The organism is Ureibacillus xyleni, assembly GCF_900217795.1.
GTDB classification, from domain to species: Bacteria; Bacillota; Bacilli; order Bacillales_A; family Planococcaceae; genus Ureibacillus; species Ureibacillus xyleni.
Genome location: NZ_OBMQ01000002.1, coordinates 11531 through 35418, shown reverse-complemented (window position 1 = coordinate 35418; position 23888 = coordinate 11531). Strand labels below are relative to the sequence as shown.

The following is a 23888-nucleotide window of genomic DNA, read 5'->3' as shown; positions in this document are numbered from 1 at the left end:
AGTCCATCTCTTTCAATAAACAGCATTACAAACGGATTCTGAACACCTTATTGGAAAGCGGATATAGAAACTGAACCCCTTTTTTTGTTAACATATCTCCTACTATATGTGAAAGATAAGCACTCGTGCAGATAAGAGCCAAACTGTCCACACCAGTGCTAACTTGCAATAAATATGACATATACCACCAATAAACTAATGCCCAAATGGTATGCGTTGGTCCTCGGTGTGCAAACCACCCAGCTCCCCCAATGTATAAAGCAAACATAACTAACCACCACAACTCATGCGTAATTGCATAATATAGAAGAAATAAACTTAAAATGCTCATTAGAATATTTTTCAAAGTTTCCATGTTCTTCAGCGAGAGTCCTATAATAATCGATCCCCATACAAATAGTAAAAGTAAATTTTGTTGAGTAAACCACTTTCCATCTAGAGTAAACAAGAAATTCATATTAAAAAAATATGTATACAAAGACAGGACAATTAATGCCAACCCGACAAATATCCCTCGTTTCTTTATTAGTTTAGCTGTCTTAGTTACATGTTTATTTAACAGATTATTCCCGTCTAAATCCGGAGCAAGGGAAGCTACGCCAGATGCAACTAAAATGACGGGCATCATTTCAAGTGTTTGGCTAACCGATGCCACTGCTCCTATTCCCAACCCTATTGTTAAATGCGTTCGACCTTTCATGCTGCCACCTCTTTGTTGTTGTGTCTCTTTTTTCTACCGGAAGTTATCACGAATCCCTGAAAATTTGCAGCATAATTAACTTTTTCACAACTTGACTACAAAATCTCCCTATAAAAGATTATGAAAAGTTTAAGGTATAGTGAAAGTAATTTTAAACTATTACACTAATTGTATAATTCCCCCACTTACATTACTATACTTTCCATGTTTTTTTGTGCTTCTTACTAATTGGGTTTAGCATCTCAATGTCTATCTCAATGTAGCAATAGAAATGAAAAAAAGCTCCTCACAAGTTAAGTCAACTTATGAGAAGCATCTGGCATCTACTTCATATGAGGAGGAACATAAAGATTTAAGAAAACAAATACTGAAAGGTTCCCCACATCGACAAGCATATGAGAATAAACTGACCATCTTAAGCTTCCTGTCTTATATCGAATCATAGACCAAACAATTCCCATTACTAATAAAGATATATACATTTGGATAGACCTGTTTGCTATTGAAAATACTCCCCACATTAAAGGATGGCTTAATACAAAAAAGAAAGTTGAATAACCAATATTTAGCCATCTGGGAATACTCATCCCATCTCCTGCATCTAAAATCATTCCTCTCCAATACCCTTCTTCAAACCAAGGATTAATTAAAGCGAATAGAAATAGAAACAGGGTTAGCATAGGATATTCTACAAGTAAATTAACATTAAACGCTAATATACCTACTGCAGGGAATATCCCAACAACTAAGCCGATAATTAACCACTTCTTAATAAAGACAGGTTTCTTAAGCCAATCTCTTAAAGTATTAGAAGGAACAAAGAGATATTTCATTAATCCAGTTAAACCCCAATAAGATATAGCTGTAATTATCCAAGAAAAACTAGGAATCGTCTTATAGCTTATGGTAGCAACCATATGGACAACAGCTATGATAAAAAGAGGAGATAAATATACTATTAACCTATTTCTTTTGCTTTCTAAACCAAACACTCCCCCACCACCAATATCTTCAATTATGTTAAAAATATACAATCATTTTCCAATTTGTTCAAGCCACCTTTTTCACAATGTAATTTATTTATGATTTGTTCCTTCATAGTTGATGTCTACTAAGTAATACAACAGTTAATATAGCCTGTTCTTTTGTTAGATGATTAATCTTATTGATAATACATTGTGCATCAACTTTTCTGATAAGCAGAAAAAAGCTTCTCAAAAGTTTTATTAACTAATGAGAAGCCCCTTTTATATCAGAGATGTAGTATTCTGTTTGAAGCTTGCTTTAAACCCATTATATATCTAGGGTTTTAGCGGTCATTACATCATGCCACCCATTCCGCCCATGCCACTCATATCTGGCATTGCTGGAGCTGCTTCTGGGATGTCTGCTACAACAGCTTCAGTTGTTAAGAATAATGAAGCGACAGATGCAGCGTTTTGAAGAGCTGAGCGCGTTACTTTTGCAGGGTCCACTACACCAGCTTCAATCATGTTTACCCATTCGCCGTTTGCAGCGTTGAAACCAATACCAGCTTCTTCGCGTTTTAAGCGGTCAACGATAATTGAACCTTCAAGACCTGCGTTGTTAGCGATTTGACGAACTGGTTCTTCAAGGGCACGTAAGACGATGCGTACACCAGTTGCAACGTCGCCTTCTACAGTTTCAAGAATTTTTTCTACAGCGCTATAAACATTAAGAAGTGCAGTACCACCACCTGATACGATACCTTCTTCAACTGCAGCACGAGTTGAGTTTAATGCGTCTTCGATACGTAATTTACGCTCTTTTAATTCTGTTTCAGTTGCAGCACCAACTTTGATTACTGCTACACCACCTGCTAATTTTGCAAGGCGTTCTTGTAATTTTTCTTTATCGAATTCAGAAGTAGTTTCTGCAATTTGAGCACGAATTTGGTTTACGCGGCTTTCGATTGCATCACTATTTCCTGTACCTTCAACGATTGTAGTATTGTCTTTAGAAACTACTACTTTACCAGCACGTCCTAGAGATGTTACGTCAGCTGTTTTTAAATCTAAACCAAGGTCAGCAGTGATTACTTGGCCACCAGTTAAAATTGCGATATCTTCAAGCATTGCTTTACGACGATCACCGAATCCAGGAGCTTTAACTGCTACTACGTTGAATGTTCCACGTAATTTATTTAATACTAATGTAGCTAAAGCTTCTCCTTCTACATCTTCAGCGATAATTAATAATGGGCGACCTTGTTGAACAACTTGCTCTAATAATGGAAGGATTTCTTGGATTGAAGAAATCTTTTTATCAGTAATTAGAATGTATGGGTTGTCTAATACAGCTTCCATTTTGTCTGTATCAGTTACCATGTAGTGAGATGCATAACCACGGTCGAATTGCATACCTTCTACTACATCTAACTCAGTTGTGAAACCTTTAGATTCTTCGATAGTAATTACACCGTCAGTACCTACACGTTCCATCGCGTCAGCAATGAATTCGCCTACTTCCTCATCCGCAGCAGAAATTGCAGCAACTTGTGCAATCGCTTCTTTGTTTTCTACTGGACGAGAGATAGATTGTAATTCTTCGATAGCAGCCGCAACCGCTTTGTCCATACCTTTACGGATACCTACTGGGTTTGCACCAGCAGTTACGTTTTTAAGCCCTTCGCGAATCATAGCTTGAGCTAAAACAGTAGCAGTAGTTGTACCGTCACCAGCGATTTCGTTCGTTTTAGATGCAACTTCAGCAACTAGTTTTGCGCCCATGTTTTCGTATGGGTTTTCAAGTTCGATTTCTTTCGCAATTGTTACACCATCATTTGTAATTAAAGGTGAACCGAATTTTTTCTCTAATACAACGTTACGACCTTTTGGGCCTAAAGTAACTTTTACAGCATTTGCTAATTTATCAACACCTTGAAGCATTAATGTACGTGCTTCTTCAGAGAATTTAATATCTTTTGCCATTTTTTTGCTTACCTCCAGTTTTATTCTATTGAAAAATCAAAAGTAGCATGCAAGCGCCAAACAAGTCATATTATGTAAAGGCGCTTTTTTGATGAAGTTTTAAGTTTTTAATGATTAGCCTAGGATAGCTAATACGTCAGTTTCGCGTAGAATTAAATATTCTTTGCCTTCATATTTCACTTCTGTGCCTGAATATTTAGAGAAGATGATTGTATCGCCTTCTTTTACTTCAAGCTCGACACGTGTGCCGTTATCTAGTACACGACCTGTTCCCACAGCAACAACTTTACCTTCTTGTGGTTTTTCTTTTGCTGAATCTGGAAGTACAATTCCGAATTGTGATTTTTCTTCCACCTCAACTAGTTCGATAATGATACGATCACCTAATGGTCTTAACAAGTGAAACAACCTCCTACAAATTAAAGTTAGTTATCATTATTAGCACTCCCTTCATATGAGTGCTAACACAATTATTATAATAATGAATTAGTTCTAGTTTTGCAAGTATGATGCATTAAAAAATTTTGTTTTCTTACCAATTTCAACTACAATAGAGTATAGTTGGATATCCTAGTTATACCTGAAACAGTTTGTCTACATATCCTATGTTTTAAACTCTATTTTTAGAAAGAGGGATTTTTTCTATTGAGCACTTCTGTGAAATTTCAAACACAAAAAACGGCCTTTTACGTTTTAATTACTTACATTCTATTTCAATTATCTGGTTTTATATTATTTATTCCACCTTTAAAGGAGTTTTTCCTTCATTTTATTAATGAAGATGGTGTCAATTCCGGCATTGCATTAGCTGCTTGGTGGTCTACAATTACGGCAACAATTGCTTTTGTTATTTGTTTGCTTCTAATAAATAAAAATAAAACCTTCTGGAATGTTTTTAATGGAGAGAAAGCATCCATTCCAGTATCAATTGGTTGGGGAATTATTGGTTTCTTCTTAGTTTATTTAGGTCAAACAATTGGTGCCTACATTGAATTAGCACTTGGTATAGAATTTGGTTCAGAAAACACTGAAACCATTATGTTGGTAACTGAGATTGCTCCAATCATGATAGTAACAACCGTATTATTCGGACCTATATTAGAAGAATTCGTTTTCCGACGTGTTGTTTTTGGGTCAATCATTCAAACCCAAAACTTTTGGGTAGCTGGATTTGTAAGTTCAATTATCTTTGCTGCAATCCATTTAGACTTTACCCATATTATTCTTTATACAATCAGCGGTTTCGTTTTCGCGTTTCTTTACTATAAAACGAAGCGTATTCTCACTTCTATCATTGCGCATATGCTGTTAAATGGTTTTGTTACATTGATTCAATTAAATGCAGATAAAATACAACAAATCTCTGATCAGCTTACAAAATAGAATAAAGCACTCTTGTCTGCTTTGTTTTTTCTAGGAGAAAAGCGTTTTTGAATTCTACACAAAAATTAATACACCTAGTTAATAGTACAAACTAAATGTTTGTACTTCTTTTTTCCAAAAGAAATCAGTATAAAGTGTGAAAAAATATACATTTTGAATCAGTTTTCAGAAAATGTTATTCTATTAATAAGTATAACTATTTACTAAAAACTTTAGAAACTAGCCCCTTTTATATAAATTCAATATCTACCTTCCAGCGAAAGGAGTACTTTTTATTTGAAAGCACAATCAATGATTTTTACACTTTTTGGTGATTATATATGTCACTATGGTTCGAAAATATGGATCGGCAGCTTAATTCAATTGTTAAAAGAATTTGGGCATAACGAACAAACTGTACGAGTAGCAGTATCACGAATGGTGAAACAAGGATGGCTGAGCTCTGAAAAGAAAAGTAATAAAAGCTACTATTTCTTAACTAAACGTGGCGAACAACGTATACAAGAAGCAGGTAATCGGATTTTCAAACTAAAATCACCTAAGTGGGATGGTAAATGGTTGATTTTAATGTATACCATTCCAGAAGAAGATCGTCATATTCGCGATGAACTTCGACGGGAATTACATTGGAGTGGTTTTGGCTCGTTTTCTAACGGCTGCTGGATTTCTCCAAACAATCTTGTGAATGAAGTAAATATTCTCATTCAAAAATACCAAATTGAAGATTATGTGGAGTTTTTTGTAGCTGATTATTTCGGTCCAAAAGATGAGCAATTGCTCGTAAGGAAGAGTTGGGATATAGAAGGAATTGAAAAGCGTTACGAAGAATTTATTGATGAATATAGTAAGAAATTTATTATCCATCAAAGTATTATTGCTCAAGGTGAAATGTCAGATGCCGAGTGCTTTGTAGAACGTTCTAAACTTGTACATGAATACCGTAAATTCCTCTTTATCGACCCGGGTTTACCAAACGAATTACTTCCCCAAATGTGGAGTGGTAACCACGCTGCATTGTTATTCAAACAATATTACAAAATTTTAGCTGAACCAGCCAGCCGCTTCTTTGAACAAATTTTTGAAAAAGATAATGATTTACAGAAAAAAGACTCTTTCTATGATGTTCAACATCATCCATATATGACAGATATGAAAAATTAATTCACCCATTAATCGTTATCAATAAAGAGAGAGCTACTATAACATTTAGTAGCTTTTTATTGTACATTTTTTAAGAATTAAACCTTTGTCTTTGTTGCTCAGTATAAATATAAAAAGAGGTGTGCTATGGATAAAAAATCGTTGATGAATGACTTAAAACAAATTGTACTTAAGGAGGTTCCTAATGCGGTTAAGAAAGTAAAATTAGATAAAGGGGATAAGATATGTTACATATCTTTAATCGGAACAGATTATGAGCCTGTGCTTGGACTAATTCAGTTTGGTATTGAATCGTACCGAAACGAGATTATTAAAAGCGTAGGGATTGATGATAAGTGGAGTATATGGAACACAGGTGAGATGCCTGTTGAATATCAGACGGTAATAGATGGAGATAACTTTGCGGAAAAACAAGAGCAATTAGTAAAAGATTTCGGAGACGATTGGGAGAATTTATGGGATGAGTGTCAAAGGTTACGCTTTGAAGTTGCCCAGCAATTGAATAGTTATAATTGGAGCGAAATTCTTACTATAACAGAGGACTTTGTTGTATTTTCAGATTGGGAATCAATAGATGTTGCAAATGGAGATTTAGAATCTAGTATTCCAAAAGAAAAATTAGAAATAATTAAAGCAAAAAACTTAATCTAAACGGCAAATTATTATGTATTAGAATACTAGTTTAAGGGTATAAAATAGCAAATCATTTTATACCCCCTCTTGACTTTTTATTCTAAGCCATTTTACTTTATTGATATTCGGTATAAACCTCTGCTAACCGTTCACGCATTTCTTTCATCATTTCTTGTATTAATTCCTCAACAGTTGGTAAGTGTTGGATTAAACCGGCGATTTGCCCGCTATTCATATAACCATCCTCACCATTTCCTTCAATGGCACCTTTAATATGATATGGCTCACTTGTCTTTTCGTTGTATTCTTCCAACGTAATGCCTGCTTTTTCTTGTTCTAAAATGGTTTTGGCATAAGTGTCTTTTAGCACTCTCCGTACTTGATTTACAGAACGACCTAGAACAATCGTCTCCTGATCGCTAGCATTTAGAAGTCTTTCTTTATAATAAGAATGGACTGGCATTTCTTGCGTGGCAATAAAGCGTGTGCCCATTTGTACACCTGAAGCTCCTAATAGAAGTGCTGCTGCCAAACCACGGCCATCACCAACTCCCCCAGCGGCAACAACTGGAATGGATACTGCTTTTGTTATTTGAGGAATAAGGGTCATGGTTGTTAGCTCTAAATTCGAATTGATCCCTGCAGCTTCAACACCTTCTGCCACAAGCACATCTGCACCTGCTGCCTCAGCTTTTTGGGCATGTTTGACTGCTGCCACTACCACGATAACTTTAATTCCAGCCTCGTGTAGTTTCTCTATAAATGGTGCCGGATTTCCTGCTGATAGTGAAACAACTGGTACCTGTTGTTTTATTGCTAAATCTACTAATGCTGTAGAATGTGGATTTACGTTGATTGGAATATTAATCGCAAATGGTTTTGTTGTTTTACTTTTTGTTTCAACGATTAATTTCTCTACTTCTTCAGGCGTCATAACCCCACTACCAATCGTTCCAAGTCCACCAGCATTACTAACAGCGGATGTAATCGCTGCATTACTAATATTACCCATACCGCCTTGAATAATAGGATACTCAATATTTAATAATCTACATAAATGTTTCATAGAATGCACCTCACTTACAAATATGATATAATATTTTTAGAATAATTAAAATATTTAAAAAGGGGATGTTGAAATGCTTGTACCTTATTTAGACAAAAAACCAATTGTGGATGAGACAGTATTCGTTGCACCTGGAGCCTATATTATCGGGGATGTGACAATAGGCGCTCAATCAACAATTTGGTTTAATGCCGTTCTTCGCGGAGATGAGGATCTCATTCAAATAGGCGAAAGATGCAGTATACAAGACAATTCAACTATCCACCACTTTGAAGGTGCACCTGTCATCATTGGGGATGAAGTAACAGTTGGTCACCAAGTCGTATTACATGGTTGTAAAATAGGAAATCGTTCCATCATTGGAATGGGTTCTGTTATTTTAGATCATGTTGAAATTGGTGAAGAATGCATCATCGGGGCAAACACATTGATCACTAATGGAACTAAAATCCCACCTCGTTCCCTAGTTGTTGGATCTCCTGGAAAAGTCGTGCGTCAAATAAATGAAAAAGATTTAGAATTAATTCAGCTTTCCATTGATACATATGTCCAAAAGGGAGTTCAATACAAACAAATTTTCAATAAGTAATATGTATCAAGCGCGAAATAGAATCAGAAACACGTTTAAGCTTCTGATTCTTTTATTTACTAGTTCTACTATATTAATAGCTATTCACCTTTAAAATTCGGCTCTCTTTTCTCATTAAACGCCTCTAAAGCCTCTATACGATCCTTTGTTGGAATTACCACTTCATAAGCTTCCGTTTCAATTTGAAGGCCTGTCGCTAAGTCCGTATTCATACCTTTCGTAATCGCATATTTTGCTTGTCGTACAGCAATTGGCCCATTTTTCATAATTGCCTTAGCCAATTCTTCACTTGCTGATACTACATCCTCAGCTGGGACAACTTTTAACACGATTCCTTCTAAAAGTGCTTCTTTGGCAGTTAATTTTTTTGCCGTAAAAATCATCTCTTTTGCTTTCATTTCCCCAATTAAGCGTGGCAAGCGTTGTGTTCCACCAGCACCTGGAATGATCGCCCAACTTGTTTCTGTAAGGCCTAGTTTTGCATGCTCAGCAGCAATTGCAAAATCACAAGATAGTAGCCACTCAAAACCGCCACCTAACGCATGACCATTTACGGCAGCAATTGTTGGTTGAGGTAATTGAGAAATGCTATTGAAAACATCACGAATCGCTTTTACATTACGTCTTACTTGTTCTTCGTTTAATGACTTACGCTCCTTTAAATCTGCCCCTGCACTAAATGCTTTGGTACCAGCACCCGTAAAGATGACAACGCGAATATCATTATTTGTTGCAATTTCATCTACAGTTTCTTGTAAAGAAGATAATGTTTCGTAATTAAAACAGTTTAATACATCCGGTCGATTAACGGTTACGTAAGCAATGTGATTTTTAACTTCCAATAATACAACTGACATTAAAATCCTCCCTCAGATAAAGAAGTTGCCTCAAAAATTACTTTTGGGACAACTCCTACATTATATTAATCTGTAACTTTTTCGATAATCGTCGCAATACCTTGGCCAACACCAATACACATTGTTGCTAATCCATATTGCACATCTTGTTTGTGCATTTCATAGATTAATGTCGTCAAAATACGCGCCCCACTAGCACCTAATGGATGACCGAATGCAATTGCACCACCATTAACGTTAACCTTTGAACTATCTAATTCTAATTGTTTCATACATTCAATGGATTGAGAGGCGAATGCTTCATTAATTTCAACTAAGCCAATATCAGCTGTAGAAAGTCCTGCACGTTTTAATGCTTTACGTGTAGCATCAATTGGACCTAACCCCATTATTGCAGGTTCTAAACCAGCAACTGCACCTGTAACATATTTTGCTAATGGTTTAAGCCCTAACTCTTTTGCTTTAGATGCACTCATTAGTAATAATGCTGATGCACCATCGTTTACTCCTGATGCATTTCCAGCTGTGACAGTACCGCCATCAAAAATCGGACGTAATTGGGCTAATTTTTCAAGCGTTGTATCTGGACGAGGATGTTCATCTTTATCCACAATTGTAATATTGCCTTTTCTATCTTTTATTTCAACAGGTACGATTTCCTCTTTGAAACGATTTTCTTCAATGGCTTTTTTTGCACGCTGTTGACTTTCAAATGCAAATACATCTTGTTCTTCACGGCTAATTTTAAATCTTTGAGCAACATTTTCAGCCGTTTGTGGCATTGAGTCGGAGCCGTACATCTCATGCAATTTTGGATTTGTAAAGCGCCAGCCAATTGTCGTGTCGAACATTTTTAAATCGCCACGTGGAAAATCGCTTTCCGCCTTTGCCATAACAAATGGTGCACGAGTCATACTTTCTGTACCACCAGCGATGAAAATATCCCCTTCACCAGCCATAATAGCGCGAGCTGCATAATGAATGGCATCCATTCCAGAACCACAAAGACGATTAATCGTTGTACCACCAACTTCAATTGGTAACCCAGCAAGTAAAGCAGACATCCGTGCAACATCACGATTATCTTCCCCTGCTTGGTTGGCATTTCCTAATACAACGTCTTCAATTTGGTCCACTGGCACATTCGGATTACGTTCAATTAATGCCTTAATGACAATTGCACCTAAATCATCTGGTCGTACTGATTTTAAAGCACCTTTGTACCGACCAATCGGAGTTCTCACTGCATCGACAATTACCACTTCATTCATTTTTTCACCAACTCTTTATCATCTGTATAGTCATAAACACCACGTCCACTTTTGCGGCCAAGTCGACCTGCCTTAACATATTGTTCTAATAGTGGCGCTGGTCTATATTTTTCCCCTAATTTTTCATGTAAGTAGCGCAAGTTATTTAAACGTACATCTAAGCCTACTAAATCCACTAATTCAAATGGACCCATCGGATAATTTAATCCTAGTTTAATTGCTTTATCGATCTCTTCAGGTGTACCTAGGCCTTCTTGTAGCATATAAAATGCTTCATTTCCAACAAGTGCACTTATACGACTTGTAACAAAGCCCGGGAATTCGTTAATAACCACTGTTTCTTTACCCATTTGTTCCGCAACTTCACGAATGATGTCTGCTGTTTCATCGTTTGTTTCTAAACCGCGCACAATTTCAACAAGCTTCATTCGGTGAACAGGGTTGAAAAAATGCATGGCAATCGTACGTTCTGGTCGATTTGCATACGAGGCAATTTCAGTCGGACTCATTGTGGATGTATTCGTTGCAAAGTAGCACGAAGATGGTGCATACTTTTCCATCTGTTCAAAAACAGCCTTCTTAATATCAGCTTTTTCAGGTACAGCTTCTATAATTAAGTCTGCATTACTTACCCCATCTGCCATATTTGTTGTATAGGATAAGTTTGCTTGTCCTTGAGCAGCTTGTTGGTCTGTTAATTTCCCACGTTTTAAAGATTTTTCAAAAATGCTATTAATCTCTTTTTCTGCACTTTGTAATGCTTGACTATTAACATCAATTAAAGTAGTAGTAAATCCCCCGATTGCGGAAACATACGCAATACCTCGCCCCATAACACCAGAACCAATTACTGTTATATGTTTTACTTTCATCTATAATCCTCCCATTAGTTGAAAAACTTAGTCAATTATGTTTTGGAGATTAGCCTTTGAAGCACTTAGCAAATTAAAAAATAGAAGAATAGGAGAACAATCCCCTATTCTTTTTCGTATTTTATAAGCCTAGTGGGTTTAATGGGCGACTACCGTAATAAGAGATAATACTCTTAGTTTCTGTGTAAAGATCTAACGTTTCGATACAAAGTTCACGTCCAAAACCTGATTGTTTGTAACCACCAAATGGCGTACCTGGCATTGCAGAGAATGGACAGTTCACCATTACGATACCTGCTTGGATTGCATTTGCGACACGTGTAGCACGTGCACCATCCTTTGACCAAACAGCAGAACCTAAACCGAATTCTGTATCGTTTGCTAGATGAATTGCTTCTTTTTCATCTTTAAACTTACTAACTACAACAACTGGCCCAAAAATTTCTTCCTGAACTACTTTCATTTCTTGCGTAACGTCTGTAATGATAGTAGGCTCGTACCAGAAACCATTTTCGTAACCTTCCACATTAGCCACTTTACCACCAAGAAGAATTGTCGCTCCTTCTTCTTTAGCAGATTGTACATATCCGTCAATCACATCAACTTGTGCTTGGTCAATGATTGCGCCCATATGTGTTTCTTTACTAAAAGGATCACCAAGTTTAATTTGTTTTGCCTTTGCAACAAATTTCTCCATGAATTCATCGTAAATGCTTTCTTGAATATATAAACGTGAACGTGCTTCACATGATTGACCTGAATTGTAGAAGATTCCATATAATGAGCCATCTACCGCAGCATCAATATCTGCATCTTCAAATACTAGATTTGGAGATTTACCACCAAGCTCTAAAGTAACACGCTTTAATGTATCTGAAGCTTTCTTCATAATATCTTTCCCAATTGGTGTAGAACCTGTGAATGCCACTTTATCTACTAATTCATGTTCTACTAAATAGTTTCCAACTTCAGAACCTGAACCTGGTACGATATTTACAACCCCGGCAGGAACTCCTGCTTCAAGACAAATCTCACCTAAAATGATTGCTGTTAATGGAGTTAAAGAAGCTGGTTTTACTACTACCGAACAACCAACTGCGATTGCAGGAGCAATTTTCCAAGCTGCCATCATTAAAGGGTAGTTCCAAGGAATAATTTGAGCACAAACACCAACTGCTTCTTTTTCAGTATAGTTACTGAATTGGCCTGGTAAGTTATTTACTACACCTCGATGTCCAACTGCTGCTGCTGCATAGAACTCAAAGTCTTCAATTGCTTGATGTACTTGTCCTTGAGCTGCACTTAAAGATTTTCCTGTATCTAAGATTTCAAGTTCAACAAGCTCGTTAAAACGAGAACGCATAATCGCAGCAATTTTATTTAATACTTGTGCACGACGAGATACTGGATATTTACTCCACTTTCCATTATCAAAAGCGTCACGAGCTGCTTGTACTGCACGCTCAGCATCTTCTTTCGTCGCTTTAGCAACTTTAGCAATTAATTCACCTGTTGCAGGGTTAAAAGTATCAATTGTTGCACCATTACTACTTTCTACTTTCTCTCCATTAATAATTAGATGATAATATTCACGTTTTAATGAGACTTTTTCTTCTACAGTTGACATTTCAATCTCTCCTTTAATCGCCTACAAAAATAGGTTTTCTTTTTTCTGTGAAAGCTTGAACACCTTCTCGATGATCTTTTGTTAAACCCGCAATTCGTTGCCCTTGTGCTTCATATGCTAAAAACTCTTCAAAAGATAACTCATCTGCTGCACGTAATGTACGCTTCATTAATGAGATTGCCTTTGTTGGAAGATTTGCAACTTTCTCAGCAAACAAAGCTACTTCTTCATCAAAAGTTTCATTAGCCACTACTTTTGTAGCTAAACCTAAAGCTAAAGCTTCATTAGGTAAAATCCGTTCTCCTAAAACAGAGATTTCTAACGCTTTTGCATTTCCAACAAGTTGTTTTAAAAAGAATAGATTCCCAGAGTCTGGTATCAACCCAACATGCACAAATGCATTTAAGAAAAAGGACTTTTCCGCCATAATTCTAAAATCACATGCTAAGGCTAAACTAAAACCAGCTCCAGCTGCCGCCCCATGAACACCAGCTATTATTGGTTTTTCGCAATTGTAGATTTGTTTAACCATTGGACCGTATAAAGTTGTTAACACTTCACCGTGATCCATTGATTTATCTACCGTGGATAGGTCTTGTCCAGAGCAAAAACCTTTTCCGGCTCCTTTTATTACAATACAACGAACATTTGAATCTTTTTCAGCTTGTTTAATTGCTTGTTGAAGCTCACGATTCATGTTAGCTGTAAAAGCGTTTAGAGAATCTGGACGATTTAAAAGAATCGTACATACATTGTTAGCTACCACATATTCGATTGTTTCGTACATGTTATTGCCCCTTAAACTGAGGTTTGCGCTTTTCTACAAAAGCTTGCATACCTTCTTTTTGATCTTCTGATGAGAATAATAAGTAGAAGTTTTTCCGTTCGTATTGCATACCTTCATAAAGTGAATAGTCCACCGCTTTACTTACCGACTCTTTAATTAAGCGAATAGCTAGCGGTGGTTGATTACTGATGGAACTAGCAATCTTCAACGTCTCTTCCATTAATACTTCTCGTTGTACGATTTTGTTTATAATACCGTATTGAAGGGCTTCTTTTGCTTTAATCCGATTTCCAGTCCAAATCCATTCTAAAGCTTTTGTACGCCCAACGAGTTTTGTTAGTCGCTGTGTTCCCCCTGCACCTGGCATTACGCCAAGAGTAACTTCAGGGAAGCAAAATTCAGTTCCTTCAGCTGAAATAAGCATGTCACAACTTAGCGCAAGCTCAAAACCACCGCCGAATACAAAACCTTGAACTGCTCCAATAATCGGTTTCTTTATTAAAGAAATACGATCCCAATCTGCAAATTGGTTTAATAGTTCAAGTTTAATCGAATCGTCATACGCCATTTCGTCAATATCTGCTCCAGCTGAAAAAGCATTACCCCGACCTGACATTACAATGACACGGATATCTTCATCACGATCGAAGTTTTCTAATGCCTCAACTATTTCGCGCACCATTGTACGATTTAACGCATTATATTGTTTTGGTCGATTTAACTCCACTAATCCAATATAAGATTGTTTGGAAGTTTCAATGAATTCAAATGCCATTAAGCATCTTCACCAATCATTAATGTAACGATGTCTCCAGCAAAACTCATTAAATCTTTACCAGATGCTTTCCCTTCATCAGAACGCATACCATTTTTTAAATCTTCCATGCTGTCATAAATCATTTCACACATTAAGTAATAAGGTGATTCTTTTCCCATAGGTGTACCTGAAAATTTCGTTACACGCATTTCACGTAATCCTGGAATTTTTTCAGTGATTGGTACATGTACCTCATAATAGTGTTGATCAAAAGCAGCTGGGTCTTGTGGCTGACTATAAAGTGCGATTAATTTAGCCATAGTTATCTCTCCTTTTTACATTAATGTTGATATAGGCTTCATAGCTTCAAATGGGTTTTTACAACTTTTGCAATATAAAATACTACGACATGCAGTAGGACCGAAAATATTTTCCATCGTCACGTATTCAGAATTGCAATATGGACAGTTTACATGCCATGAGCCGTCTTCTTCTAAGTATTTTGGCGGTGGAGCAATACCAAATTGCTTTAACCCTTCTCTTCCTTTTTCAGTGATTCTGTCGGAAGTCCAAGGAGGGTTGAAAATAAATTGAACTTCCACAGAATCTACATTCTCAACCGTTTTGACAGCACGTTCGATATTTCCTTGGATTATATTTAGTGCAGGACAGCCAGAAAACGTTGGTAGCATTTTTATTGTGACATGCCCACCTTCTATTTCCACATGCTCTACCATCCCTAAGTCAAGAACACTCACCGTGTCGATTTCAGGATCTTTTATTGTCTCAAGCACTTGATAGATTTGATCTTTAGTATCTACAGCTGTCATTCTTTTCCCCTCCTCTTTACCAAGCTGCTGCTAAGTCTGTTGCATATACCTCGGACATTGTATCAATTGCATCTTGTAATTCATTTGTATGTTCACCGTTACGACCATTACGCTCTGGTTTACCGAATGTAGGAACAGCAACTTTAATAGTTTCAAACACTGGTTTAACATATTCCGTCCAACGATTTAATAGAACTTGTTCTGATTCAATTAAACTAGCATTTGTAATTTCTGAAGCTGCATCACCAAATGAGAATAAATCGCCACTATCTGCAACCACTTTTTCTAGAGCCTTTGTCATGCGATTTCTGGCTTCTTCAGTTGCATTAAATAATTGTACAAACCAAGTTTTCCAGTGAAGTAAATGGTAGTATAATTCCATGCTAATTTTCACTGCAGCTTCTGCCAATGATTGGTCAGAACTAGATTTTAAAGAATCTATTTTGATCTTTTTAGCTGTTGTATAAATGTAGCTTCTTGCCACTGCATATGCCCAATCATAACGTGGATTTTCCATGTAGCACCCTTCACCATTTGGACGTTCCACTAAAATACTATTTTTACGTTCAGCTGCAGGACGGATATGCGCAAGAGAATCCGCCGCACCTAAACCTAACCCTTCAAGTAAACGATAGTATACTGTTGCGTGGCCCATTGTATCTTGTGTAATAGAAGAAAATGCTACGTCCTCTTCAATATGTGGTGCTAATCCTAACCATTCTGAACCACGATATGAAAATAGATAATCATCATCTGCTAATTGGAATAATAGTTCAACTACTGGATTTTCGAATTTTTGTGTCATTTTTTCTGACCTCCAGCCCAAGATAAAATTTCTTTTTCATCAAACATACCTTGTTCGTACTGACGCCATTTTTTACGTAGATAACCATAACCTTTTGTTAAACGGTAATCTTTATTATCTAAACGTTCTACTATTTGACGTTCTTCTGAATTTAGCCCACGGATATGATCGCGTTTAACTACCCAAATATCTGCAACAGGCTCACGGCGCATAAAGTTTTCTTGTGCCATTACCATTGCAATGTCTTCGTTAGGCGCTAATAAGCTAAATTGATGTTGAAATGGTGATGTTTTTGTACGACGACTAAACACTTCAAATTCTTGGTAGAATGATTCGTTCCCCATTTTTAGATCCCCCTTATCCGATTTGAGCACTTAATGCTTCTCTTACCCATGCAGTGTCATCATAAGAAGTACGGCGAAGTTTTAAGCGTTCTTGTGATTTTGGTCCTTCATTACGTTGAATTTTCTTGAAGTTCTCCCAATTAGGTTGTTGATATATCCATTTTTGAGTTTCTTCGTCAAAACGTAATGTTGGATCAGGTATAGTTAAGCCGATAGATTGAATACGTGGAATATACTTAGATAAGAAACCTTGGCGTAATTCCTCGTTTGTATTAATTCTGATTTTGTATTTGATTGTGATATCTTGTTTAGTTGAACCAGTTGTATCGCTTGATGGAGGCCCAAAGAAGAATAATAACGCTTCCCACCAACGATTTAAGGCATCTTGAACCATTTCTTTTTGCTTCTCTGTGCCTTCTGCAAGTGCTAAAATAATTGCTTCACCATGTTGAGCATGGAATACTTCTTCTGCACAAATGCGTTGTAGAGCACGAGCATAAGGAGCATACGATGCATTTAACATATTCGTTTGTGTAATAATTGCTGCGCCATCTACTAACCAACCGATTAGACCTGCATCACCCCATGATTTAGTTGCCATATGGAACACGTTATGGAATTTTAAACGTCCTGCAAACAGGTCCTGCATTAGGTCTTCACGGTTTTTCCCCAATGGCTTAATTAAATCTTCTGCCACTCGAAGTAATAGCTGACCATGGCCCATTTCATCTTGTACTTTTGCCATAATTCCAAGCTTACGATATAACGTTGGTGCTTTTGGTACCCATTCTTTTTCAGGTAATGCACCCATAATTTCACTAATACCATGCATTGAAATTAATTTAATCAATGCTAAACGGTACTCCTCTGGCATCCAATCATCTGCCTCAATCTTGTCACCTGCTGCGATTCGCTCTTCAAATTGAGCTTGTAAATCCTTTTCCAACAATACATCAGCTGTCATTTTTATACCCTCCTATATAACATTTTTAATAACAAACACTTAATTTCAGTTATATTGATATGCAAAAAAATACGAAACTAGATTTCTTGTAATTCAATTGGTTGACTAGATACTTTAATAGAATCTGTTGGGCAACCACTAATTGCATCTTCTAAATCATCATAAAGGTCTTCTGGTACTTCTTCGATTCCTTGATTATCATCTAACAGTACAAAAGCAATACCTTCATCATTATAGTCAAAGATTTCTGGCGCACAGGCACCACAAGAACCACATGCGATACATGTTTCTTGATTAATTCGAGTGAACTTTGCCATTTGATCCCCTCCTAATATATGATTCAATTACACGAATTGTTTTTTGTTTTCCATTATGCTAGTGCTGTGTAAAGGCTGTACTTTTGAGGATGGGTCAATGTATACTTTTGCATTACTAATTGCTGCAGGTGCTTCACCAAATCCAGTGGCAATTAATTTGATTTTACCTTCATAAGTACAAATATCTCCTGCTGCAAATATTCCTTCAATATTTGTTTCCATTCGTGAGTTAACTACAATCGAGTTCTTCTCGATTTTTAAGCCCCAATCTTTAATTGGTCCTAAAGTTGAAACAAATCCGAAATTAACAATTACCTCATCAACATCTTTTAATAATGTTTGCGCTTCATCTTTAGCATGATTTAGTACCACTTGATCGATTCTATCTGTACCAATAAGCTTGGTTGGAATGTATGGTGTTAACACTTCAACTTTAGAAGCATGTAGCTTTTCAACACTATGCTCATGTGCACGGAATTTATCTCGACGGTGTACAAGCGTTACTTTACTTGCAACTGGCTCAAGCATTAAAGCCCAATCAACTGCTGAATCTCCTCCGCCTAGTACCATCACACTTTTATCCCGGAATTTTTCTAAATCGTTAACAAAATAATGTAGGTTAGCGTTTTTAAATTCTTCTTCACGTTCAATACCTAAAGGACGTGGATTAAAAGCGCCATTTCCTGCTGTAATTAAAATTGTTTTAGAATAGTGTGTGTGTAAATTTGTTTTAATAATAAAGATCCCGTCTTTATTCTTTTCAACGGATTGAACACTTTCACCTAAACAAACTTCTACTGGAAATGTTTTCATTTGTTTTTCTAAGTTATCGATTAACTGTTGTGCTTTTACTTCCGGAAAACCAGCAATATCATAAATATATTTTTCGGGATAGAGGGCAGACAACTGTCCACCCAATTGCGGTAAGCTTTCAATAATCTTGACACTCATTCCGCGCATTCCACCATAAAATGCTGAAAACATCCCGACAGGTCCACCACCAATAATCGTTACATCTATTATTGGTAGATTTGTCATCTTACCGCCTCCTCAACAAGTTCTTTACGATGATCAACTACACGAACAGCTTTACCTTCTGATCGTGGTACACTTAATGGTTGTTGAATTGTTACTTCAACAGAAACTAAGCAAGCATTTTTCAAATCATGTTGTACTTGTTTCTTAAGTTTACGAACTGCATCATTTTCTAAATCACCTGCTATTGATTGGTAGAAACTTGGAGTAAGTTCTACTTTCACTTCAAGTGCATCCATGTTTCCTTTTTTCCATAAGTGAATTTGGTAATGTGGAGCAAATTCTTTTACTTTAAGTAATTCTCTCTCAATTTCAGATGGGAAAACGTTTACACCGCGAATAATAATCATATCGTCAGTACGACCTTTAACTCGTGCCATTCTTGCTGTAGTACGACCACAAGTGCATTTCTCTTTTGTAATTGATGTAATATCACCTGTTCGATATCGAAGTAATGGAAGAGCTTCTTTTGTTATGCACGTAATAACTAGTTCTCCATCTTCTCCGTCAGCTGCAGGTTGCAGTGTATCTGGATTAATAATTTCAAAAATAAAATGATCCTCCGCTAAATGTAAACCATCTTGTGCTACATAGCATTCTATTCCAACACCTGGCCCCATTACTTCACTTAATCCGTAAACATCCATTGCTTTGATGCCAAGTTTGCTTTCTATATTCTTACGCATTTCTTCTGACCATGGTTCTGCACCAAAAATACCATATTCTAATCCATTGTTTTCTGGCGCAATTCCTAGTTCTTCTAACTTTTCAGCTATATTTAAAATGTAGGAAGGTGTACCACCAATCCCACGAGGTTTAAAATCGTTAATTAACGTTACTTGACGGTCTGTGTTACCACCGGAAATCGGTACAACTGCAGCACCTAATTTTTCAACTCCATGATGGAAACCTATGCCACCTGTAAACAATCCATATCCATAAGCATTATGGAATATATCTTCTGAAGAACCGCCAGCTGTAACAATTGCACGAGCTATAAGGTCTGACCAGTTGTCGATATCCTTTTTTGTGTAACCTACAACAGTTGGTTTGCCACTTGTACCGGACGAACCATGTATACGAACAATATCCTTTTGTGGAACAGCAAATAGTCCAAATGGGTATTGATCACGTAGATCCTTTTTAACCGTAAACGGCAATTTTCTGACATCTTCAATCGTTTTAATATCTGATGGTGAAATTCCTAATTCATCTAACTTTTCTTTGTAAAATGGCACATTATTGTAAACCCTTTCAACCGTACCCTTAAGACGAGAAAGTTGAAGTTCTTGCATTTTCTCCCTAGACAATGTTTCGATTTCAGGTGAATACATCATTGCCCCCCCTTTGGCTAAATAAGTAAAGTGTTTACCCCTTATATAACACTTTCAAGTCGGAACGTATTTTTTTCGTTCTGTTACCAAAGAATAAAATATTTACATGGAATTGTCAATAAATTTTGAATACTTTTCTATAAAAATACTGAAATATTCTCTAAAAGGTTACTTTTCTATTCTTTTTCGAATTTTATAAATAGGTAAAATATTATACAATACATTTATCTGTAGACCTAATACTAATAATGTATAGATTATCTACATTATTTATATATTACCTATTTTCTCTTCCTTAAAACGCATATTCGTATATTAATCTTTTATTTTCTTTGCACCTAGATATCTTCTAATGTTACATTTATAAATGTATTTCATATTTATCTACTACCGTATTTTTTTTTATATACTTTGTACAAAGGGGGATTTTGATGGCAAATAACTTGAGTACGCGTAAAGAAACGATTTTTAAAACACTTCAAGCTGAGCCGTATGCTAACTTTTTAGGCTTTAAATTAATTTCTGCTGAAGATGGTAGTGCGGTTGCAGAGGTTATGCCTACAGAGAATATGTTAAATTCTCACGGCACTGTCCATGGAGGGGTCATTTTCTCACTAGCAGACTTTGTATTTGCTGCCGCAAGCAACTCATATGGCCAAATTGCTGTTGGTGTTAATAATAATATTAACTATCTTTCTGCAGGTTACCCAAATAAGCTGTTACGTGCTGAAGCAAATGAAGTAAGACGAACTAGAAAATTGGCGTGGTATTCCATTAAAGTTTTTAGTGAAGAAGAGTTAATTGCAACAATGGAAGCGATGGTTTACGTTAAAAGTGAGTATTTTGTAAAAGAGTAGTAGATTCGAAGGTAGTATGAAATACGAAAAGGGGATTAATTTACAACTGATCATATTTTACTTGTTATAGTACGATGATGGCTTTTCCCTTTGAAAAGTCATCTTTTTATTTATTAAACTAAAAAATCCGAACCTAGAGTTACCTAAGTTCAGATCTTTTATCACTATATTTATACCTTCGCCGCTTCCACTTTGCCAAAGTATGCTTCTTGTACTTTTGGGTCATTCAATAGTTCATGAGACGTCCCGGAAATAACAATTTGACCATGAGCAAGTACACAGCCTCGATCAGCTACTTTTAGAGCAGCCTTAACATTCTGTTCAACTAAGATAATCGTTGCCCCACGTTCATCACAAAGCTTTCTTAAAATCTGCATAATATCCTTAACGATTAATGGTGCTAACCCAAGAGACGGCTCATCTAACATAAGTACTTTAGGATTCGCCATTAATCCACGACCAATCGCTAACATTTGCTGTTCTCCACCAGATAACAATCCACCTGGTCTATTTAACATCGTTTTTAAACGTGGAAATAGTTCCAATACTTCTTCGTATTCATTATGCACATTTTTATGATCTCGACGATAACGATGATAAGCGCCCAGCATTAAATTATCTTTTACTGAAAGCGAAGAGAAAATTTGTCTACGTTCAGGTACTAGAATAATACCGGAAGATACCATTCTTTGTACATTTTGCTTTGTAATATCCTTTTCTTTATATTCAATTGACCCACTACTCGCACGATATACACCTGCCAATGTTCCCAGAAGAGTACTCTTTCCAGCACCATTTGAACCAACTATTGCTAGTAGCTCCCCTTCTGATAGTTCAAAATTAATACCGTTTAATACATGTAAATAGCCGTGATGCGTGTGTAAATTATTAACTTTAAGCATATGCTTCTACACCTTCTTCCTCTTCATCCCCTAGGTAGGCAGCAACAACTTGTGGATTTTGATAAATTTCTTCAGGTGTCCCTTCGCCAATTTTAACTCCATTATCAATTACGACAATTGAATCAGAAATAGACATAACCGTTTCCATATCGTGCTCGACAAATAAGAAGGTCATTCCTTTTTCTCTCATTTTTAAAATTACTTCTACTAATTGTCTCGATTCTTCCGAGTTTAAACCTGCCATTGGTTCATCTAATAGGATTAACTTTGGATTTGAGATGGCTGCACGTGCTATTTCAAGGAGACGTTGACTACCATAAGGCAATCGATCCGCCATCTCATATGCTAAGTCACTTATCCCTACTGCTTCTAATGCCTCTATAGCACGTTCCATTGTTTTAATTTCTTCTTTTTTTACACTTGGTAACCTTAAACCCGCTGTTAAAATATTCGTTTTCATTGTGATATGAGCACCTGTCATAACATTTTCAATAACCGACATATTGTCAAATACTTCAAGGTTTTGAAAAGTACGTGTAATTCCCATTTGGGCAATTTGGTAAGGCTTTTTACGATTTAAACGCTTCTCTTGGAAATAAATATTGCCTGAAGAACTTGGCAAAACCCCAGTAATCATATTAAACAGGGTCGATTTCCCTGCACCATTCGGACCAATAACTGCAAAGATTTCTCCTTCATCGACTGTAAAGGAGACATTATCTACGGCAACAACTCCACCAAAAACCTTCGTTAAATTTTCTACACTTAATATTGGTCTTTTGTTACTCATTTGTTGTCGCCTCCAGTTGCATTCGCTGAAATAGTAGATTGTAGCGCACCATTAGTTGGCGTCTTTTTCTTAAACTTAGAAATTAATTTTTCAAATCTCGGCACTAAACCATCTGGCATATAAATTAACGTCAATACTAACAATATTCCAAAGAAAACAATTTCAAATTGCCCACCAACATTTGGTAAAAGCATTGGTACATAATGTTTTAATATTTCATCAAGTAATACATACATAGCTGCTCCAACGATAGAACCCCAAATATTGCCCTTTCCACCCATAATAACCATGATTAAGAAGAAGATAGATGTATTTGCTACAAATAAATCAGGGTTGATAAACGAAACATAATGAGCAAGGAGTGATCCTGAAACAGACGCAAAAATAGCACTTAATACAAAAATTTGTAGTTTATAATTCATTAAATTAACCCCAACGGCATCGGCAGCAATTTCACTACCTTCAATGGATCTTAATCCACGTCCGATACGAGAATGAATGATATTACGTGTAAATAATATAGCGAAAAATACAAAAATCCAAATTAAATAGAAATAACTTGTATCTGTTATAAACTCAAAGCCAAAGAGACTAATTGGTGGAATTCCAAAGAAACCATTAGAGCCACCCGTAATAGTGCTTAATTCTTTAAATAATGTATAAACAATAATTCCAAATCCAAGAGTAGCAAGAGCCAAATAGTAACCCTTTAACTTAAAGGTTGGAATACCTACGATTAAAGCAACTACAGCTGAAATTATTGCTCCAATTATAATAGCAACCCATGGATTCAACCCATAAGTGCCTGTTAATACTGCAGATGAATAAGCCCCAATTCCATAAAACGCAGCGTGCCCTAAAGATATTTGACCTGCATATCCTGTTAAAGTTGTGAGACCTATACAAACAAGTGCATAAAAGCCAACCATCGTTAAAATAGAAAATAGATAATTAGATGAGGATACTAAAGGAACACAAAACAACAAAACAAAAAAGATAATGGGACCCAGAATACTATTGTTATAAATTAATTTCAAGCTTTTACTATTCACTATG

General features: G+C 36.3%; 27 protein-coding genes. 5 read left to right on the top strand and 22 right to left on the bottom strand.

Translation table 11 applies throughout. The features are described 5' to 3' along the window. Positions 1-25 precede the first annotated feature (25 nt). From CRO00_RS04140 to groES, 4 genes are all read right to left on the bottom strand, one after another. The gene (locus CRO00_RS04140) at positions 26-700 is read right to left on the bottom strand and encodes a metal-dependent hydrolase (RefSeq protein WP_097072408.1); all 675 of its coding nucleotides are present in this window, start codon (positions 698-700) and stop codon (positions 26-28) included. Positions 701-1023: 323 nt separating this feature from the next. After that, entirely contained in the window at positions 1024-1692 is a 669-nt protein-coding gene (locus tag CRO00_RS04135) for a CPBP family intramembrane glutamic endopeptidase (protein WP_141396938.1), read from the bottom strand. 327 nt (positions 1693-2019) lie between these two features. Beyond that, the gene (groL, locus tag CRO00_RS04130) at positions 2020-3651 is read right to left on the bottom strand and encodes a chaperonin GroEL (RefSeq protein WP_097072406.1); all 1632 of its coding nucleotides are present in this window, start codon (positions 3649-3651) and stop codon (positions 2020-2022) included. Between the two features lie 114 nt (positions 3652-3765). Beyond that, entirely contained in the window at positions 3766-4050 is a 285-nt protein-coding gene (gene groES / locus CRO00_RS04125; RefSeq protein ID WP_097072405.1) for a co-chaperone GroES, read from the bottom strand. A gap of 258 nt (positions 4051-4308) precedes the next feature. Between groES and CRO00_RS04120 the strand changes: the two genes are divergently transcribed. From CRO00_RS04120 to CRO00_RS04110, 3 genes are all read left to right on the top strand, one after another. Then, positions 4309-5034 (top strand): CPBP family intramembrane glutamic endopeptidase, encoded by a 726-nt coding sequence (locus tag CRO00_RS04120; RefSeq protein ID WP_237658322.1) that lies wholly within the window; start codon positions 4309-4311, stop codon positions 5032-5034. Positions 5035-5325: 291 nt separating this feature from the next. Next, positions 5326-6195 carry a phenylacetic acid degradation operon negative regulatory protein PaaX gene (paaX, locus tag CRO00_RS04115; RefSeq protein ID WP_097072684.1) on the top strand — a complete coding sequence of 290 codons (870 nt, stop codon included), beginning with the start codon at positions 5326-5328 and terminating at the stop codon, positions 6193-6195. 126 nt (positions 6196-6321) lie between these two features. Beyond that, a complete protein-coding gene (locus CRO00_RS04110) occupies positions 6322-6846 on the top strand; it encodes a hypothetical protein (protein WP_097072403.1) in 525 nt (174 codons plus the stop codon). Positions 6847-6943: 97 nt separating this feature from the next. Here the strand turns inward: CRO00_RS04110 and CRO00_RS04105 are convergent, their stop codons facing one another. Continuing rightward, on the bottom strand, positions 6944-7918 hold the full coding sequence (locus tag CRO00_RS04105) for an NAD(P)H-dependent flavin oxidoreductase (RefSeq protein WP_272914309.1): 975 nt from the start codon (positions 7916-7918) through the stop codon (positions 6944-6946). A gap of 49 nt (positions 7919-7967) precedes the next feature. Between CRO00_RS04105 and CRO00_RS04100 the strand changes: the two genes are divergently transcribed. Continuing rightward, positions 7968-8483 (top strand): gamma carbonic anhydrase family protein, encoded by a 516-nt coding sequence (locus CRO00_RS04100; RefSeq protein ID WP_097072401.1) that lies wholly within the window; start codon positions 7968-7970, stop codon positions 8481-8483. 80 nt (positions 8484-8563) lie between these two features. Here the strand turns inward: CRO00_RS04100 and CRO00_RS04095 are convergent, their stop codons facing one another. From CRO00_RS04095 to CRO00_RS04030, 14 genes are all read right to left on the bottom strand, one after another. After that, positions 8564-9340 (bottom strand): enoyl-CoA hydratase-related protein, encoded by a 777-nt coding sequence (locus CRO00_RS04095; protein WP_097072400.1) that lies wholly within the window; start codon positions 9338-9340, stop codon positions 8564-8566. Positions 9341-9405: 65 nt separating this feature from the next. Further along, a complete protein-coding gene (gene pcaF / locus CRO00_RS04090) occupies positions 9406-10611 on the bottom strand; it encodes a 3-oxoadipyl-CoA thiolase (RefSeq protein ID WP_097072399.1) in 1206 nt (401 codons plus the stop codon). Further along, entirely contained in the window at positions 10608-11483 is an 876-nt protein-coding gene (locus CRO00_RS04085) for a 3-hydroxyacyl-CoA dehydrogenase (protein WP_097072398.1), read from the bottom strand. Before CRO00_RS04085 ends, pcaF begins: the two co-directional genes overlap by 4 nt. Positions 11484-11604: 121 nt before the next feature. After that, positions 11605-13110, bottom strand: coding sequence for an aldehyde dehydrogenase family protein (locus CRO00_RS04080; protein ID WP_097072397.1), 1506 nt, complete (start codon positions 13108-13110; stop codon positions 11605-11607). Between the two features lie 13 nt (positions 13111-13123). Then, positions 13124-13897, bottom strand: a complete 774-nt coding sequence (locus CRO00_RS04075; RefSeq protein ID WP_097072396.1) for an enoyl-CoA hydratase-related protein — start codon at positions 13895-13897, stop codon at positions 13124-13126. A gap of 1 nt (position 13898) precedes the next feature. Beyond that, positions 13899-14672 carry an enoyl-CoA hydratase/isomerase family protein gene (locus CRO00_RS04070; RefSeq protein WP_097072395.1) on the bottom strand — a complete coding sequence of 258 codons (774 nt, stop codon included), beginning with the start codon at positions 14670-14672 and terminating at the stop codon, positions 13899-13901. After that, the gene (locus tag CRO00_RS04065; RefSeq protein ID WP_097072394.1) at positions 14672-14974 is read right to left on the bottom strand and encodes an EthD family reductase; all 303 of its coding nucleotides are present in this window, start codon (positions 14972-14974) and stop codon (positions 14672-14674) included. The genes CRO00_RS04070 and CRO00_RS04065 overlap by 1 nt, the downstream gene beginning before the upstream one ends. Positions 14975-14989: 15 nt before the next feature. Next, positions 14990-15484, bottom strand: coding sequence for a 1,2-phenylacetyl-CoA epoxidase subunit PaaD (paaD, locus tag CRO00_RS04060; RefSeq protein WP_097072393.1), 495 nt, complete (start codon positions 15482-15484; stop codon positions 14990-14992). 16 nt (positions 15485-15500) lie between these two features. Next, on the bottom strand, positions 15501-16289 hold the full coding sequence (paaC, locus tag CRO00_RS04055; protein WP_097072392.1) for a 1,2-phenylacetyl-CoA epoxidase subunit PaaC: 789 nt from the start codon (positions 16287-16289) through the stop codon (positions 15501-15503). After that, entirely contained in the window at positions 16286-16633 is a 348-nt protein-coding gene (gene paaB / locus CRO00_RS04050) for a 1,2-phenylacetyl-CoA epoxidase subunit PaaB (RefSeq protein ID WP_097072391.1), read from the bottom strand. Before paaB ends, paaC begins: the two co-directional genes overlap by 4 nt. Positions 16634-16646: 13 nt before the next feature. Continuing rightward, positions 16647-17597, bottom strand: coding sequence for a 1,2-phenylacetyl-CoA epoxidase subunit PaaA (paaA, locus tag CRO00_RS04045; protein WP_097072390.1), 951 nt, complete (start codon positions 17595-17597; stop codon positions 16647-16649). A gap of 77 nt (positions 17598-17674) precedes the next feature. Then, positions 17675-17914: a ferredoxin gene (locus tag CRO00_RS04040; protein WP_097072389.1), complete on the bottom strand. Its 240-nt coding sequence runs from the start codon at positions 17912-17914 to the stop codon at positions 17675-17677. A gap of 27 nt (positions 17915-17941) precedes the next feature. Further along, positions 17942-18952, bottom strand: coding sequence for an NAD(P)/FAD-dependent oxidoreductase (locus CRO00_RS04035; RefSeq protein WP_097072388.1), 1011 nt, complete (start codon positions 18950-18952; stop codon positions 17942-17944). Next, on the bottom strand, positions 18949-20286 hold the full coding sequence (locus tag CRO00_RS04030; protein WP_419865854.1) for a phenylacetate--CoA ligase family protein: 1338 nt from the start codon (positions 20284-20286) through the stop codon (positions 18949-18951). Before CRO00_RS04030 ends, CRO00_RS04035 begins: the two co-directional genes overlap by 4 nt. A 428-nt stretch (positions 20287-20714) precedes the next feature. On the opposite strand from CRO00_RS04030, the gene CRO00_RS04025 reads away from it, so the two are divergent. After that, entirely contained in the window at positions 20715-21140 is a 426-nt protein-coding gene (locus tag CRO00_RS04025) for a PaaI family thioesterase (RefSeq protein ID WP_097072386.1), read from the top strand. A gap of 170 nt (positions 21141-21310) precedes the next feature. Here the strand turns inward: CRO00_RS04025 and CRO00_RS04020 are convergent, their stop codons facing one another. The 3 genes from CRO00_RS04020 to CRO00_RS04010 are packed head-to-tail and all read right to left on the bottom strand — an operon-like array spanning position 21311 to position 23884. Further along, positions 21311-22042, bottom strand: coding sequence for an ABC transporter ATP-binding protein (locus tag CRO00_RS04020; protein WP_097072385.1), 732 nt, complete (start codon positions 22040-22042; stop codon positions 21311-21313). Then, on the bottom strand, positions 22035-22832 hold the full coding sequence (locus CRO00_RS04015; protein WP_097072384.1) for an ABC transporter ATP-binding protein: 798 nt from the start codon (positions 22830-22832) through the stop codon (positions 22035-22037). Before CRO00_RS04015 ends, CRO00_RS04020 begins: the two co-directional genes overlap by 8 nt. Beyond that, positions 22829-23884 (bottom strand): branched-chain amino acid ABC transporter permease, encoded by a 1056-nt coding sequence (locus CRO00_RS04010; RefSeq protein WP_237658321.1) that lies wholly within the window; start codon positions 23882-23884, stop codon positions 22829-22831. Before CRO00_RS04010 ends, CRO00_RS04015 begins: the two co-directional genes overlap by 4 nt. Between the last annotated feature and the right edge of the window lie 4 nt (positions 23885-23888).